The following is a 16,087-nucleotide window of genomic DNA, read 5'->3' as shown; positions in this document are numbered from 1 at the left end:
GATCTTTAATTTTGCGCCCTGCAGCATTGATCCACCTCAGGCAGCGGCGTACCCTGCGCCCTCTTTCCCAGCCACGGTGCTTTACATGTCGAGGTTTTACGTCGGATCCGAGGTAACGCGGTTACGGCGGGTGCTGCTGCACCGGCCGGAGCTGAGCCTCAAGCGACTGACCCCGCGCAACTTCGAGGACCTGCTGTTCGACGATGTGCTGCGAGTCGAGCGCGCAGCCCAGGAACACGATCAGTTCGCCAGCACACTGCGCGCGCACGATGTCGAGGTATTGCTGCTGCATGACCTGCTGACGCAGACGCTGGATCAGCCCGAGGCGCGAAAGTGGGTGGTCGAACGCCAGGTATCGGAGCACCAGCTCGGGCCGATGCTGACCGGCGCCATGCGGGAGCAGCTCGCCGACCTCGACAGTGCCGCGCTGTCCAGTGCCCTGATCGGTGGTGTAACCCAGGACGATATCGAAGTTTCGGTGCAGAGCATTACTACGGAACTGCTGATGCAGGACACCGACTTTCTTTTACCGCCACTGCCAAATCACCTGTTCACGCGTGACACCTCATGCTGGCTGTATTCCGGCGTATCGGTAAACCCGATGGCAAAAACCGCGCGCCGCCGTGAAAGCGTTCACCTGCGGGCGGTTTACAAGTTTCACCCGGCTTTTCGCGATGCAAAATTCGATGTGTGGTATCGCGGCGACGATTTCCCGCAGGACGGCGCCTCGCTGGAAGGGGGCGACATACTGGTCATTGGCAATGATGCATTACTGATGGGCATCAGTGAACGCACCACGCCGCAGGCGATCGAAATGCTTACAAAGCGCCTGTTCGACAGGCAGGCGGTAAAGAAAGTCATCGTGGTGGACCTGCCAAAGAGCCGCAGCTGCATGCATCTCGATACGGTGATGACACAGCTCGACCATGACTGTTTCAGCATCTACCCACCGACCATTCATGCTGATCTTTCATGCTGGGAGGTCACGCCGGGTAAACGTAACAGCCTGCAGGTGCGGCCGCAGCGGCGCTTCTTCGACGCGCTGGCCAAAACCATGGGGCTGGAATCACTGCGTCTCGTCGAAACCGGCGGCGACAAGTATGCTGCCGAGCGCGAGCAGTGGAACGACGCCAACAACGTGCTTACCGTGCGGCCAGGCCGGGTGATCGGCTACGAGCGCAATGTACACACAATCGAAAAAATGCAGCAGGCCGGCATCGACGTGGTCACCATACCCGGTGAGGAACTGGGTCGCGGCCGTGGTGGCCCGCGCTGCATGAGCTGCCCGCTCGAACGCGACTGATCAGCGCGCCGCCGGTTTCAGGCTCACCACCAGGGATTTGTAGCCCGGCGTGTTTGATCCGCGCGCGACGTGCTCGAGCGGGACCAGCGGATTCAGCTCGGGATAGTAACCGGCCATACAGCCGCGCGGAATCTCGTAGGCCACGAGCCTGAAATCACCCAGGGTACGGGTATGGCCACGAAAATGGCTCGTGATGTCAACATGCATGCCATCGGCCATGCCCAGCTCTTCTATATCCAAAATATTCGCCAGCAGAATTTTGCGACTGCCCTCGATGCCGCGGTAGCGGTCATTGTTGGAATAAACAGTCGTGTTGAACTGATCATGGCTGCGGATTGATGTGAGGATGAACTGCTCCTCCTCCAGCTCGATTTCGTCGAGCGGATGCACCGTGAAGTGCGCCTTGCCGGTGGCCGTGTGAAATTCGCGCTTGTCGCGCACCGCGTGAGCCAGGGTGAACTCGCCGGTTTCTGCGAGGCGTTCATTGTAATTTTCGCAGCCGGGAATAACGCCAGCTATTTCATCGCGCACACGATCATAGTCGCCCGCAATATTGCGCCAGTCGAGCGGATCGCGGTCGCCAAACAGGCGCCGACCGATTTCGGCAACAATCTGCACCTCGCTGCGCAGCTGCGTACTGACAGGTTCCAGCACACCGGTCGAGCGACGAACCACGCCCATGGAATTTTCCACGGTGACGCTTTGCTGCTGCCCATCCTGCACATCGGTCTCGGTGCGGCTCAGCGCCGGCAGGATCAGCGCCGTCCTGCCTGTATACAAATGTGAGCGATTGAGCTTTGTCGATATCTGCACGGTAAGGCGGCAGCGCGCCAGCGCTCGCTGGGTAGTTTCCCAGTCCGGCGTCGCGGCAAGAAAATTACCGCCCATCGCGATTAGCACCTGTATGGTGCCCGCACGCATTGCGTGGATGCTGTCGACGGTGTCAAAGCCCGGCTTCTGCGGCGCGCTAAATCCGTAACGGCGCTGCAGCGATTTCCCAAGGCCAGTGTCCGGATTGACCCAGATACCCATGGTGCGATCGCCCTGCACGTTGCTGTGCCCGCGCACCGGGCAGGCACCACTGCCTGGCCGGCCGACATGCCCCCCCAGCAACAGCAGATTGACGATTTCCTGGATGTTGGAGACGGCGTTGTGGTGCTGGGTCAGGCCCATGGCCCAACAGAAGATTACCCGTTTGGATTTGGCAAGCATTTCTGCTGCGGCCCGTATCATGTCGATATCGACGCCGCTGACTCTTGTCAGTGTCCCCCACGCCATACCGCGCACATGCTCACGATAGGCCTCGAAGCCCGCAGTACGTTGCGTTATGAATTCTCCATCGAGTATGCCGGGGCTGGCCTGCTCCAGCTCGAACAATGCTTTGGCGATCGCCTGCAGCAACGCCACGTCGCCATTTATGCGCACCGGCATGTGCAGATTCGCCAGCAGTGTGCCGCCACCGATGTAGCCAGACAGTTTTTGCGGATTACGAAAGCGCCGCAGCCCGGTCTCGTCCAGCGGATTGATACTGATGATATGCGCGCCGCGACGGCCGGCACGCTCCAGTGTTGCCAGCATGCGCGGATGATTAGAGCCCGGATTCTGTCCGGCAATAACAATGGTATCGGCGAGCTCGAAATCAGCCTGCGTCACCGTACCCTTGCTGCTGCCGAGCACCTCCTGCAGGGCGCGGCCGCTGGACTCGTGACACAGGTTGGAGCAATCCGGCAGGTTGTTGGTGCCGAAGCGTCGTGCCAGCAGCTGGTAAAGGAAAGCCGCCTCGTTGCTGGTGCGTCCCGAGGTGTAGAAAACCGCGTCATCGGGAGAATCCAGCATACGCAGCTGCGCAGCGATCAGGTCGAATGCGTCGTCCCAGGAAATGGCGCTGTAATGCGTATCACCCTCGCGCAGCACGACAGGTTCGGCCAGGCGGCCCTGCGCGTTGAGCCAGCGACCGCTTTGCCGGCGCAGCTCATCGATACTGTGGCGGGCGAAAAACTCCGCGTCGACAGTTTTTTTCGTGGCCTCGTCTGCCACTGCCTTGGCGCCGTTCTCGCAAAACTCCGCGATCGATCGCTTTTCAGCCTCTGGCCAGCCGCAGCCGGGGCAATCGAAGCCGTCAGCCTGGTTGACCTTGCGCAGTGCCGCAAGACCGCGACCCACTCCGGCTTTGCCGACCGCATGACGCAACGCATTGACTACTGCCGTTGCCCCGCCGGCAATCTCGGCAGGTTTGTTGATACGAATCCTGTTCTTCTTGCTCAACAGGCTTCCTGGCCGGGGTGAGGATAGGCGTCGGCATCATCTTCGCCGTCACGCGGCACCAGGCAGGCAAAATCCTTTTCCACCAGGATCTTCAGGGGCCCATGTTGGTCCTGCAGGGACACTTCGGCGCTATCCGCCCATGACTGCACCATGGCTGCCGGCAGCGTTACAACCAGGCTGTCACTATCCAGGTCTGCCGTGATGCTCTGCACATCGGCAGAGTGCACGGCATACTCGAGCACTGCGCCGGCCATGTTCATTTGCTCGACTACACTGCCGTGTTGCGCAAGATGCGCAACCTCACCCTGTGTGAGCCGCAGCCGCAGGCTGTTAGCTTTTATCCTCAGCTTCACTGACCAACCCGTCGTTCGCCTGAATAAATATTGAAACGGCCGTCACGCAGGAACCCGACCAGCGTCATACCGTATTCGGCAGCGAGAGAGACTGCCAGGCTCGATGGCGCGCCCACCGCTGCCAGCAGCGGGATGCCGGCACGCAAGGCTTTCTGCATCAGCTCGAAACTCGCCCGGCCGCTGACCAGCAAACCGTGGCCGACGGCTGGCAGACGACGCGCCTGCAACAGGCTGCCAACTACCTTGTCGACTGCATTGTGGCGACCAACATCTTCACGCACCAGCTGTATCTCGCCGCTCAGGTCAAACAGGGCTGCAGCGTGCAGCCCGCCGGTTGCCGCAAACGTCGCCTGCTGTGCCCGCAGCTTAGCCGGCAGCTGCGTCAGACTGCCTGCGCTGAACCTGCATGCATCCTTTTCCAACGTGACGCTGCCGTCGAGGGAAAGCGCCGCGAGTGAGCTTTTGCCGCAGACACCACAGCTCGAAGTGCTGTAGAAATGACGTTCCAGTCTCGCGATATCCGGGTTTTCGCCGTCCGCCAGCTCGACACGCACGATGTTGTGCAGCCCGCTGTCCGGCGCCGGTGGACCGCAATGTTCAGCAGAATTGACGGCAGCGGCATCGTTGATGATGCCTTCGCCGTACAGGAAGCCCAGGGCAAGCTCAATGTCATTGCCCGGTGTGCGCATGGTGATCGAAATACTGCGCGCCGTACGCCCCGCGTCGTCGCTGTAACCGAGCCTGATTTCCAGTGGCTCTTCGACTGCCACGGCATCCGGTTGCGTACTGCGCCCGGCTTCGGTGACTTTTTCTACAGCTAAAGGCTTTGCCATCGACATTGCGGGCAAAGTATATCCCACCCGGATCGGGTGTCCGCTGGCCCGGTGGGGCGGCCGCTAGGAAGCGATTATTGCGTCGACCGACTTCGGCAGGGGCTTGGCGCGCTTGCGCTCATACATGAGTATGTCAGCGTCGTTGAGCAGATCGGCAACCGTCTGGTGCCGGTCCGGATCCCGCTGGATAACGCCAGCGCTGAACATCAGCCGGTATTTGCGGCCGGGCAGATCGTTTTTGACATCGAGAGCATCACGAAAGCGCTCAACGCTGCACCAGGCATGCTCCAGGTCAGTATCGGTCAGCAGCACGCAGAATTCATCGCCGCCCAGTCGCGCCACAACGTCAGAATCGCGAAACGAGGAACGTAGCGTGTGCGCAAACTCGACCAGCGCCTTGTCGCCGGCAGCATGGCCCAGCTCGTCGTTGATCTGCTTGAAGCCATCCAGGTCAAGCATCAGCAAAGACGCGCTGCGGTTGCTGCGCGAACACATGTGCAGTGACTGGTCGGCAATCATGTTAAATGCACGCCGGTTGGACAGCCCGGTAAGCTCGTCGATGGTGGCCAGCCGCAGCGCCGCCAGCTCGTTCGACACCATGGTGGCGATATCCTGCAGCGCATCGAGGTCTTTATCGGCCAGCTCCCGCGGCTCGCGGTCAATGATACACAGCGTGCCGAGACGATAGCCGTCCGGTGAGGTCAGGGGACAGCCGGCATAAAAACGTATGCTCGGATCGTTGACCACCAGCGGGTTATCGCTGAAGCGCTCGTCGTTAAGCGCATTGCCCACCACGAATACCTCATCGCCGAGGATGGCGTGGCCGCAGAAGGAAATATCGCGCGACGTTTCACAGGCGTCCAGCCCCTGCTTTGACTTGAACCACTGCCGCTCGCGGTCCACCAGGCTGACCAGCGCGATGGGAACATCAAACAGGCGCCGGGTCAGGCGTGTATAACGATCGAAGCGTTCTTCGGCCGGTGTGTCGAGCACGCCGGTATCTTCCAGCGCCTTTACGCGCGCCTCTTCGTCGTGCGGAATTGCAGGTTCAATCATAAAGCGTCGGCCTCTCTGACATAATCCCTGTCGTGAAATTTGGTTGGCGTCCTTACGCTGCCGACGATACTGCCTGCTATTGATCAGGTATTTCGTGACATCCTTCACGTAACCACGTTAAAAGATTGTGACTTTCTATTTCACGCGCGATTACTCAGGCGTTATGTCGGGTGGCCGCTATCACAACACCTGTGGATACCCTTCGCCGCGTCCGTCAGGCGTGAAGTCCAGCAGGTTCCACAGCGGCCAGACAGGATCGACATGACGCGGGTCCTGGCCTGGCTCAGCGTCAGCCACCATCAGCTCGGTACCGTAGCGGTGCACGATGGCACCATCGTGGCGGCTGAACACATTGAGCATGGGCATCTGTGTTCCCTGGGCATTCTCGCCAAGATAGTCTCGGCTGTAGCTACCCGGGCCCGTCGAATACAACGGCAGGTTGTGCCAGCCACGACTGGCAGCAAAGGCTGTCAACTGCGCAATCGTCGCCCTGGCAACAACGGCGAGATTCACCCGCTGCATGACCTGCGGTGCGTTGCCATTTAATCCGTCGAGCATCGAGGTGCACATCGGGCACGGGCTTTTGCCGGGTGGGAACATGAAACTGTAAATCACCAGCGTGTCGCGCGGCGCGACAAACAATTCGGACATCGCAACCGCACCATCGGCACCGGCGAAGTGATAGTCCTCTGCGACAGACCCGCCCGCAGGTAATGCCCGGCGCTGCGCCGCCACCCGTTCGACCTGGCGGCGCAGCTCTGTCTCGGCCGCCAGCAAATCATCACGCGCAGCGCGATATGCATCACTTTCGTTGGGAAAACGATAGTCGTGAAAACGCCCCATAGCCTTCTCCCGTGTTACAGATAAGGTGAAAACAGCCAGACCAGCGAATCGCGCAGACGCTGCCACAAGGGTCGGCCGTCGACCTCGGCAAGCGTCACGCTGTAAGCCGTGCTGCAGACCTCGGCGAAGTGGGCGCTGAGCCGGCTGACCAGTTCTTCGTCAAAGACCTCCACGCCCAGCTCAAAGTTCAGCCGCAGGCTGCGCGGGTCGAGGTTGGCCGAACCGACAAGCGCGTATTCATCGTCGACGACCAGCAACTTGGAGTGGCAAAACGGCGGCTGCTGGTAGCACACCTCGATGTCCCACATCAGCAATTCCCACAACAGGTTGCGGGTCGCCCAGTGCATGTACGGCAAATTATTCTTCGCCGGCAGCACCACTCGCACCTGTACGCCGCGGCTGCGCGCGGCCTGCAGCGCGGCGATTAGTTCACGCGACGGCAGGAAGTACGGGGTCATGATATCGACCCTGCGGCTTGCCGCACCGACCACGCCATTGATCACCATTGCGAGCCGATCGAGGTTTTCGCCGGGGTCATCCAGGATCAGCCGGCAGGTGGCAGGGCCACAGGCGGTCGAATCCATGGCAGCAGGCTGCAGCTTCTTGCCGCCGGCAAACAGCCAGTCTTCACAAAACGCATTATCGAGCTCACTGACAATCGGGCCACGCATTTCGAAATGCACATCAGTAACCAGGTAACTGCCATCGGCCTGTGCCACATGACGATGACCGATATTGATACCGCCGGTAAAGGCGACTACCCCGTCCACCACCAGAATCTTGCGATGATTACGCAGGTTGAAATGCAGTGCCGGCGGCAACAGGCGAAAAGGCAGAAACAGGCGCACATCGACACCGCGGCGACGCAGCAGCCGGCGTGCAGACGGCCAGCCATAGTGCTGGCCTACCCCGTCGATCAGTACCCTGACCTCAACGCCTCGCTCCCTGGCTGCCGCGAGTGCGTCGACAAAGCGGCGCCCGGTTTCTTTTGTTTCAAAAATATAGGTCGACAGACGGACAGACTCGCGTGCCGTAGCGATGGCTTCGAGCATGTGTGCGTAAACCTCGTCGCCGTTGTAAAGAGATGTTACGGCGTTGCCTGGCAACGGCAGGTGACCGCTGATGGCAGCACCGACAGCGCTCAGCGGATGATGCGGCACCGGTCCGCAGTCCTTTTCTTCTTGCGTGGAGCGCTCGGAGCGCTCGTATCCCACCAGGCCGCGATCTTTGCGATAAGCCCTCGCGGTGCGCTGCACGCGATTGACCCCCAGCAGGTAGTAGGTAAAGGGGCCGACGAACGGGATCATGACGCACACAACAATCCACGTGACTGATGCCCGTGGGTCACGCTTGTACATCAGCGCGTGCCCGGCGCTCAGCGTCGCCAGCAACAGGTGCGCTGCGGGTAGCAGAAACGGCAGAATCGAATCGAATTGCAAACGCAAAATCCCGGAACCCGCGCAAGCACGGACTGTACTGCTTCGGTGTGCACCGCGGCAACCGCGCTAAACTGCCGGCGTTTACGTAGAAACCCCGATATTCAGTGTATGCTTTGCCCCATAGACTCGGGCAAATCAGGGTCTGGAGGCCTGCCATGAAAGCGATGCGACCCCTGCCGCTGGTCATGCTGCTGCTGAGCGCTTTTGCTGCCAGCACCAGCAGTGCCGATACCCCGAACGTGCAGCCGCTTGACCTGGAGCGCAAATGCACCACCTGCCACGATGTGGCAAATCCCGGTGGCCTGACGGGCGCCGACTGGCTGTCGCGTATGCATGCGATGGGGCCGGTGGAAAATCTCAGTGCCGACCAGCGTAATGAAGTCGTCGGCTTCCTGCGGCATCACGGCGTTGACGTAAACCAGATACTCGCCGTCACCGAACAGCGCTACCTGTTCGAAGAAAAATGCGGCATGTGTCACTCAGTCGGTCGGGCGTTTCTGGAGCCGATCACCAACGATGAGTTTCGCGCAATCGTCGAACGCATGCGCAGGCGTGCGCCGCAATGGATCTCCGCAGAAGACGCCGAGAGAATTATCGCGTACATGGCCGGCGGCGCACGCGGTATCACCCGCCCCGAGCACAATGAGATTAACGGCGGGCCCGCGGAAGTATTCAAGGGACGCTGTGCCGGTTGTCATCCGCTCGAACGCAGCTATCTTTACGTGGAGACCAAGCTGGACCCCGCGTGGCCGCTGCTGGTTAAGCGCATGCAGTTAAAAGCACCCGACTGGATCAGTGACGCCGAAGCCGCACAGATAGCCGAATACCTGTCGTCGCTGGAGCCGCAACTGCGCTGATGCCCGGGCGTCGCCTGCTCGCTTTCGTGCTGGCGTTTGTGTGCGCGCTGGCTGGCTGCGCGACACGTCTTGAGTCGCCACCCGCAACCACGCTCGGCGCATCCATCGCCCGCACTGCACTGGACATGCTCGGCACGCCTTATCGCTACGGCGGCAGCGATCCCGACGGTTTCGACTGTAGCGGCCTGGTGCAGTACGCCCATGCCAGTCACGGTATCAGCCTGCCAAGAACCACCGCGCTGCAGTACCGGCATGTGCGCCAGGAACCGCCAAACCTGCAGCCCGGCGACGTGCTGTTTTTCCGCATTAGCGGCCGTGTCTCCCACTCCGGCATTTACCTGGGCCACGGCCGATTTGTTCATGCACCGTCATCCGGCAAACAGGTCAGCGTCACCCGCACCGACAACCCGTATTTTCGCGATCGCCTCGCCGGGGTGCGTAGATTCCGCTGAATATGTCAAAATAGCGCAATAAAACATATGCTTATGTCCGGATTGCCTTGCTCCGATGGCGCGCCGGGGTTATCTTATATATGAACTCGAACTGCTCATTTCGGGTTTGCCCTTCCGGGCCCAGAACAAACAAATAATCGGGACGCGTCATGCCAAACCTGCACCTGCTCCGCCACGCGGCGGCCCTCGCCGTATTATTCGCCAGCACTGCCTCGGCCCAGGGCCTGCAGCTGGGACATCCGTTGATGTTTTTCAATGCCGAAGGCGTCACTTATTACAGCTCGGCGGCTTTCGAGTTCAATGTGCAGTCAATCCCACTGGCCGTGCAGCCGGCACCCGGTGCAACCCCGCAGCCGGTGCCACGCCCGGCCGAACTGAACCTGAACATTCGCATCGACGAATTCGGCACGCTGCTCGGTGGCACTCCCGGACCTGACCTGCAGGTCCGCGACGCCACCGGTGTCCTGCTCGAAGCAGAAATCTCCCGGTTCACCGTCGTCAATTCGTCCGGTCCAACCGATATTTACGACCTGCTGTTTACCGTGACCGGCGGTTCCATGGCCGGCAGCTATTCCGGAGCTGAACTGGGAATGAACCTTGTCAGTGAAAACTCGACTTTCGACGGCACATTCTTCAAAGACTTCTCTGGCAAAGCCAAGGGTACGCTTGGCCGCGTCGGCGGTGCCAGCGACTGCAACCTCACCCTGGACAAACAATGCCTGGTGGTATCAGCGGCCAGCAATAACCTGGCCTGCGAATCAAAAATTGCCGCGGCACGGTTTCGCTATATCGGTCCGGGTTTCGATGGCGTAAGTGACATCACCATTACCGGGGCCTCCGGCGCGAGCGCCAGCTATTCGGCAGAACTGGCCACCAACGAAACAGTGCTGGCCGGACAAAACGGCTACAGCATCGATGCCGCGCTAAGTGGAGAAGACGACCTGGGTTCACGTACCACGATCACGATCGACGGCGTTGCCGAAGAGCTGCATACCAGTTGCTCCACACCATTCGTTGCCGGCCAGCCCGCTCCGCTGAACGACCCCAAGGGCGATCCTTCGCCCAACTGGCTGGTCGAGGCGTTTATCGACAAAGAAGGCAATGTCGTCGGCTTACCTGATCCAGAGTTTGCCGACAGCTGTGAAATCCCGGCTGCGGGCGAGGCCGCCTGCGACGACCGACCCACGCAGATCCAGTTCAGTTACACCGGTGCCGCCTGCCCGGATTCGGACAATGACCAGCCGTCAGACAAGTTCGAGTGCACCGATCTGGACGACGCCGACGGCCCGGTGAGCGTCACTATCTACAAGGGCAGCAACGTGTACGCCAATATCAATGATGTGATGCCGGGCGACCTGATCGAAGCCAGCGCCGCCGCTGCCGGCCGCGATGAGTTTGACAGCGAGGTCGAGATCGAAATACGCGACCCGTCCGGAATGCTGTTACAACATATCCGCCTGCACACGTCCTGCTCGCAGCCGCTGGCAATCGGCGACAGCTTTGGCGCCATGACGGTTGCTGGTTTTACCAATGATGAACAGGGAACCGTGCGTGGCGGCATCGAAGTGCTCTACCGCTATATCGTCGACAACCCGGGTCCCGGGCTGGCGACAGACATAACTGTTACTGACACTTCACTCGAACCGCCAACCGTGCCCGGCTCTCCGATCGCGTCCCTGGCGCCGGGTATGAGTGCGATTCTCGAGGCCATGACTATCATCAATGGCCCGGTCAGCGGCACCGCCACGCTGGTGGCCAATGTCGACGGCCTGCGCTGCGAGGCGTTCGATACCGCACCAATTACAGTCGCAATGCCGCCACCTTGCCAGGTCAGCCCGGATGGATTCGAGCTCAAGGATGACGCCCTCAAATGGGATATCAGCAACACCGGTGCCGACTTCGCAACCATCGAGTCAATCGAAGTGTCCTGGCCGAACGAGTTTGGCGCGCTGCGCGAAGTGAAACTGGAAGGTGACAAGATCTTCGAAGAACAGCTGGCACCGCCCGCCGCCACCATCGACTCGTTCAGCGGCAAGCTCAAGGATCGGCAGATCGAGGCCGGCAAGACCAGCACGCTCGAAATCAAGTTCAAGGAGAAGTACAAGCAGGCGCAACCCGACGACATTGCCATTACGGTGACTTTTGCCGAGGGCTGCAGTATTAGCTTCGAGCCGGGGTCGAATCCGTTCGGCGACTGCGACGGCAAGCTGCGTGAACTGACCATGATCTGGGATGGCATGGTCGAGCCGGTCAATATTCGCGCCTACGCAGGTGATCCGGGGTCGGACCTGGTGTATACATCGGGTGACCTGTTCATCGGCAATGAAGTCACGGCAGGCGATTTCACCGCTGCCGATGCCCCGAATGATGTGCACTGGGAGATTTTCGACAGCGCCGGTAACCTGATCGGCGAATCAAAGTTCCATCGCTCCTGCTCGGACGATGAAATGGACGGACCCGAAGATTGCGGCCTGCCGCAGGGTAACGGCAAAGGCAACGACGCCGGGTTCGTCAACGACTGGTTGCTGGAGGGTTTGCGCGACGACAACAACGCGCTGGACTGCTCGGAGCTTTAACGGGGCTACAGTTCGAAGCGAAAACCGATGACCGCGGAGCGTGGTTTACCCGGCCGGAGTCCGGCCGGCCGGCGCGCCACCAGATAGTCTTCATCCAGCAGGTTATCGATACGGCCATAAAGCTCGAAGCTAGCGCTCAGCCGATAGCTGCCGGACAGGTCAACGGTCCAGCGTGAATCCGTGCCCTGGCCAGCCGGAATCGGGCCCTGCCCGGCCATGGTGCGGGCCGCATCGACGTAGCTGACATTGAGCCCGGCGCGCCAGTTTGCCCCTTTCAGGTCGGCAGCGATTTGCGCCTGGTGCTGCGGCACGTACGGCAATTCGTCACCGGCTGCAACCTCGCCCCAGGGATCAAAACCGCTGTCGAAGCCACTGTCGAACTCGGCAGTTGCAGTCCAGGTATAGGCAAGGCGCAGCGGCAACCGCAGTGCGGTGCCCGCCACCTCGGCAAACTCGAAACCGACAACACTCTCTACACCGGCAATGGTCGCCGCACCACCGTCGAACTGATCGCCGATCATGCAGTCACCACCTGTCGATGCGGTGCAGGTGCCTACCAGGTTGGAGTAGTCGGTATAAAACGCTATTAACTCGGCATCGAAGATGCCGTTGCTATAACGCGCACCAAACTCCAGGTTGGTGCTGTCTTCCTCGTCGGCGCTGCTGCCAGGCGACGGCGGGTTAAAACCGCGATGCAGGCCGCCGATAAGCCGCCAGCCATTATCCAGCGAATAGGTAATGCCCAGGCCGGGAATAAAAACATCGACGGTATTGTCGCGCTCGCGCGTCGGGCCGTCTGCACGATCCGGATCGGCGGTGGAAAAATCCAGTCGCTCCATCTCGATGCGCTCGAGCCGTAGGCCCGGAGATACTTCCCATGCGCCAAAAGCAATGCGGTCCTCAATAAACAGTGACGTTGCCGTGGAGCTGCTCACCCGGTTGGACTGCGAACCCGGAGCGCCTGCCGTTGTCAGCACCAGCAGCGAGTCGCGTATCGCGAACTCATCATCGTGCTGGAATCGGTCTACTTCGTCTTCGTGCAGCCGCAACCCGACACGCAGACTGTGGTCCGCAAAACCGCTGTCAAACTGCCAGCCCGCGGCCGCCTGTACCCCGCGTGAGAAATAGCTGCGATTGTTGTTACGCAGGTTCAGCGCATCATCGGGGCTGTCCTGTTCGCCGCGTATCCATGCCAGCTCGGTTGCGAACGCGTCGGCGTTGTCGAGTATCGTGCTGATACCGGTACCGGCGACCGAACCGAGCTTGAACCAGTTGCGAGAAAACTCGTTGTTATAAACCGTTATGTCAGCCGACCAGCGTCCCTGCACCGGCTCAACAAAATAGGTCAGCTGGTGCTGGCGATGCGTGGTACGGATCTGATCAAGCTGTGAGGCCGCGTAACGACGATACGGCGTGGCGTTAAAATCGTCTTCGGTCAGGCCCAGGTATGTTTCGTCCGAAACCTGGTCGGTGTAGCCAATTTTCATCTCAACACCGTGATTTATCCCGCTGTCACGGGCGGTGTTGAGGCGAAACTTGCCCACGTAATCACGTATATCGAAACCAGTGCTTCCGCCGGTATCGAGCTGCTTGAAGCCATCGCTACGCTGTTGCACGGTTTCGACCAGCCATCCGGCGTTTGTACTGGTGTCGCCGTACCACAGGTGCCCCTCACGAAAACCATCCTGGCCGGCAAATAGATCTGCCCGCGCAGCGAGGTCATCAGGAATTGGCGTTGACACCATATTCAGCGCGCCACCGGTAGTGCGCGAACCGAGACTGACAGAGGCCGGGCCTTTCAGTACTTCGATACTGTTCATTCGCCGCTGTGTCGGAAAGTAATACGCCGCCGGTGCGGCGTACGGTGCCGGCGCAATCAACACGCCATCTTCCAGCAATGCAATGCGACTTGAACGATCCAGGCCGGAACCGCGAATGCCGATATTCGGCCGCAGTCCCTGCCCATCTTCTTCCTGGAGGTACACGCCAGGCACCGACTGCAGTACCCGCAGTATGTCGGCCGATTCAAAACGTGCCAGAAACTCATCGTCAAGCAGGTGAGCTGATCCGGGAATGGTGTCGATGCGATCCGGATCGCCAAGGATCGAAACTTCTTCCAGCCGGGTCGGCTCGCCTGTTGCACCGGCTGTTGTCGCAACCAGCAGCATTGCCGTGACTGCGAGGTATATCGGACTTTGTGGCATGCGCTTACCTTGTCATGGCTTATTGAGAATGTAAATAGCAATGATTCTCATTTCGGCAAATACGTATCCCGCGAAATGCCGTTGCAGGACAATGACTTATGTAAAATCAGATCGTGACGGGATGATTCACGCACTCGGGCTGGACACGCGGGTCGAACTCAAAGTGCGCCCACTCATCTCCGGCCAGCCACTCGGGGGCGCAATTCTCTCCGATATCGGCGCCGGTGATTACCGGGCCTTCATCGAGGCCGAGGCGCCGACAGGCGCGCCGACCACTATCACCCTGCGTATTTACGTCGATGAGCAAGTCCTGACACCCACCCTGAGTATCAGCCGGGACCCCTGATTTCCACTGACAAGCCGCTGAAAATAATAATAAAATTGACAGCTGAAACATTTCCCGCGGCCAGCCGGTCCTTATAAAGGTCAAACGGCGTAGATGCTGTTTGCCTATAATTCCCGACCGACAAAAACAACAGTGCTGATTCGTGCCGGCTGCAACGGCATCGACTCGATCCTTAAATTCCAAAGACTGGAGATTTTTTCAAGATGGCTAAGAAACTGAATATCACGCCTCTGGCAGCCGCGGTCAGCACGGCACTGGCAACGTCCCTGGCGACGGCGCCGGCTCAGGCCGACACCAACCCGTTCAGCATGACCACGCTGTCGAGCGGCTATATGGTCGCCGACCTGGGCGAAGGCTCCTGCGGCGAAGGCAAGTGCGGCGGCGACAAAGCCAAAACCGAAGGTTCCTGCGGTGAAGGCAAATGCGGCGGCGACAAAGCTGCCGAAGGTTCCTGTGGCGGCGACAAGGCTGCCGAAGGTTCCTGTGGCGGCGACAAAGCTGCCGAAGGCTCCTGTGGTGGCGACAAGGCTGCCGAAGGTTCCTGTGGTGGCGACAAGGCTGCCGAAGGTTCCTGTGGCGGCGACAAGGCCGACGACGCCATGAAAGCCGCCGGCGAGGCTGCCAGCAAAGCAGTCGACGCAGCAGCCGACAAGGCCTCAGGCAGTGGCGCCACCGGCCCGCTGAGTCTGCTCGGCCTGCTGGGTCTGCTGGGCCTGCGCCGCAAGCGCAGCTAAGCCAACGCGATAACGGCAAAGCACAAAGGCCCGTCCGGATGGACGGGCCTTTTTTATTCTTCGCGTTGTGTAATAAACGCCTTGATGTACTTCAACCGCGTGTAATAGGCCTCGAGATAGGCCATCACAAGGCCGCGCCAGCCGTCGAGAAAGCCGTGCTTGATCACGTAAACCCGAAAAAAACGCCACGCCGGGTTGAGCACCAAATGACGCAGCCCGACACGCTTGCCACGCTCGGTCAGGCCACGCGCCATCACGGTTGTGTAATTATCGATCGTACGCAGGTGCTCCGCGAAACTGCGGTAAGGAAAATGCAGCAGGTCGCCGCGCAGCCGGCTCACCGGACCCTCCAGCTCGACCCGGTCATGTGGATCGTTACCACCCCAGTAGCCGCGGCGCCGGTCGAACAGGCGCAGTTGCCGGTCCGGGTACCACGAGCCATGCCGCAAAAAACGGTTCAGGTATTGCGAACAACGCGGCATGCGGTAGCCGGCACGGTCGCCAAAGCCGTCAGCACGCAGCGCCTCGATTTCCTCACGTAACGGCCCACTGATTCGCTCGTCGGCATCGACGCACAACACCCAGTCGTGTTGTGCCTGGCGAATGGTAAATTCTTTCTGCCGCACATGTCCGGGCCAGTCGCGTTCGATTACGCGCGCGCCGAGTTCGGTGGCCACTTCGCGGGTACGGTCCTGCGAGTGTGAGTCCACCACGACAACTTCATCGCAAAAACTCAGCGAGCGCAGGCAGTCGGCAATGCGATCTTCTTCATTGAAAGCAATGATGCAGCCACTCAGCCCGGGCTTGTTATCCGTCATGGCCGGCA

General features: G+C 60.1%; 13 protein-coding genes and 1 pseudogene. 6 read left to right on the top strand and 8 right to left on the bottom strand.

The window, feature by feature from the left end; translation table 11 throughout:
• The first annotated feature begins 85 nt into the window (after positions 1-85).
• Positions 86-1,303, top strand: coding sequence for an arginine deiminase (arcA, locus tag HKN06_07615; GenBank protein ID NNF61180.1), 1,218 nt, complete (start codon positions 86-88; stop codon positions 1,301-1,303).
• Here the strand turns inward: arcA and HKN06_07610 are convergent, their stop codons facing one another.
• From HKN06_07610 to HKN06_07585, 6 genes are all read right to left on the bottom strand, one after another.
• Positions 1,304-3,571 carry an FdhF/YdeP family oxidoreductase gene (locus tag HKN06_07610; protein ID NNF61179.1) on the bottom strand — a complete coding sequence of 756 codons (2,268 nt, stop codon included), beginning with the start codon at positions 3,569-3,571 and terminating at the stop codon, positions 1,304-1,306.
• Positions 3,565-3,921, bottom strand: coding sequence for a hypothetical protein (locus tag HKN06_07605; protein NNF61178.1), 357 nt, complete (start codon positions 3,919-3,921; stop codon positions 3,565-3,567). The genes HKN06_07610 and HKN06_07605 overlap by 7 nt, the downstream gene beginning before the upstream one ends.
• Positions 3,918-4,760: a formate dehydrogenase accessory sulfurtransferase FdhD gene (gene fdhD, locus HKN06_07600; protein ID NNF61177.1), complete on the bottom strand. Its 843-nt coding sequence runs from the start codon at positions 4,758-4,760 to the stop codon at positions 3,918-3,920. Before fdhD ends, HKN06_07605 begins: the two co-directional genes overlap by 4 nt.
• A gap of 57 nt (positions 4,761-4,817) precedes the next feature.
• A complete protein-coding gene (locus HKN06_07595) occupies positions 4,818-5,810 on the bottom strand; it encodes a sensor domain-containing diguanylate cyclase (protein ID NNF61176.1) in 993 nt (330 codons plus the stop codon).
• Between the two features lie 180 nt (positions 5,811-5,990).
• Entirely contained in the window at positions 5,991-6,653 is a 663-nt protein-coding gene (locus tag HKN06_07590; GenBank protein NNF61175.1) for a DUF899 family protein, read from the bottom strand.
• Between the two features lie 14 nt (positions 6,654-6,667).
• Positions 6,668-8,011 (bottom strand): cardiolipin synthase, encoded by a 1,344-nt coding sequence (locus HKN06_07585; GenBank protein NNF61174.1) that lies wholly within the window; start codon positions 8,009-8,011, stop codon positions 6,668-6,670.
• Positions 8,012-8,247: 236 nt separating this feature from the next.
• Here HKN06_07585 and HKN06_07580 point away from each other — a divergent pair, with 236 nt between their 5' ends.
• The 3 genes from HKN06_07580 to HKN06_07570 all read left to right on the top strand — a co-directional run bounded on the left by HKN06_07580 (position 8,248) and on the right by HKN06_07570 (position 11,977).
• Complete coding sequence (locus tag HKN06_07580) at positions 8,248-8,949, top strand: hypothetical protein (GenBank protein ID NNF61173.1); 702 nt, start codon at positions 8,248-8,250, stop codon at positions 8,947-8,949.
• Entirely contained in the window at positions 8,949-9,401 is a 453-nt protein-coding gene (locus tag HKN06_07575) for a C40 family peptidase (protein NNF61172.1), read from the top strand. Before HKN06_07580 ends, HKN06_07575 begins: the two co-directional genes overlap by 1 nt.
• A 149-nt stretch (positions 9,402-9,550) precedes the next feature.
• Positions 9,551-11,977, top strand: a complete 2,427-nt coding sequence (locus tag HKN06_07570) for a hypothetical protein (GenBank protein NNF61171.1) — start codon at positions 9,551-9,553, stop codon at positions 11,975-11,977.
• Between the two features lie 5 nt (positions 11,978-11,982).
• Here the strand turns inward: HKN06_07570 and HKN06_07565 are convergent, their stop codons facing one another.
• Positions 11,983-14,181, bottom strand: coding sequence for a TonB-dependent receptor (locus HKN06_07565; protein NNF61170.1), 2,199 nt, complete (start codon positions 14,179-14,181; stop codon positions 11,983-11,985).
• Positions 14,182-14,272: 91 nt separating this feature from the next.
• Between HKN06_07565 and HKN06_07560 the strand changes: the two genes are divergently transcribed.
• Positions 14,273-14,527, top strand: a complete 255-nt coding sequence (locus HKN06_07560; GenBank protein ID NNF61169.1) for a hypothetical protein — start codon at positions 14,273-14,275, stop codon at positions 14,525-14,527.
• Between the two features lie 203 nt (positions 14,528-14,730).
• Positions 14,731-15,105 (top strand): annotated as a pseudogene (locus HKN06_07555) (hypothetical protein).
• A 209-nt stretch (positions 15,106-15,314) separates the two neighbouring features.
• Here the strand turns inward: HKN06_07555 and HKN06_07550 are convergent.
• Complete coding sequence (locus HKN06_07550) at positions 15,315-16,079, bottom strand: glycosyltransferase family 2 protein (protein NNF61168.1); 765 nt, start codon at positions 16,077-16,079, stop codon at positions 15,315-15,317.
• Between the last annotated feature and the right edge of the window lie 8 nt (positions 16,080-16,087).

It is taken from the genome of Gammaproteobacteria bacterium, assembly GCA_013003425.1.
Taxonomy (GTDB): Bacteria; Pseudomonadota; Gammaproteobacteria; order Steroidobacterales; family JABDKV01; genus JABDJB01.
The sequence above is the reverse complement of the archived record's forward strand: the minus strand, read 5'-3'. Positions and strand labels throughout refer to the sequence as shown.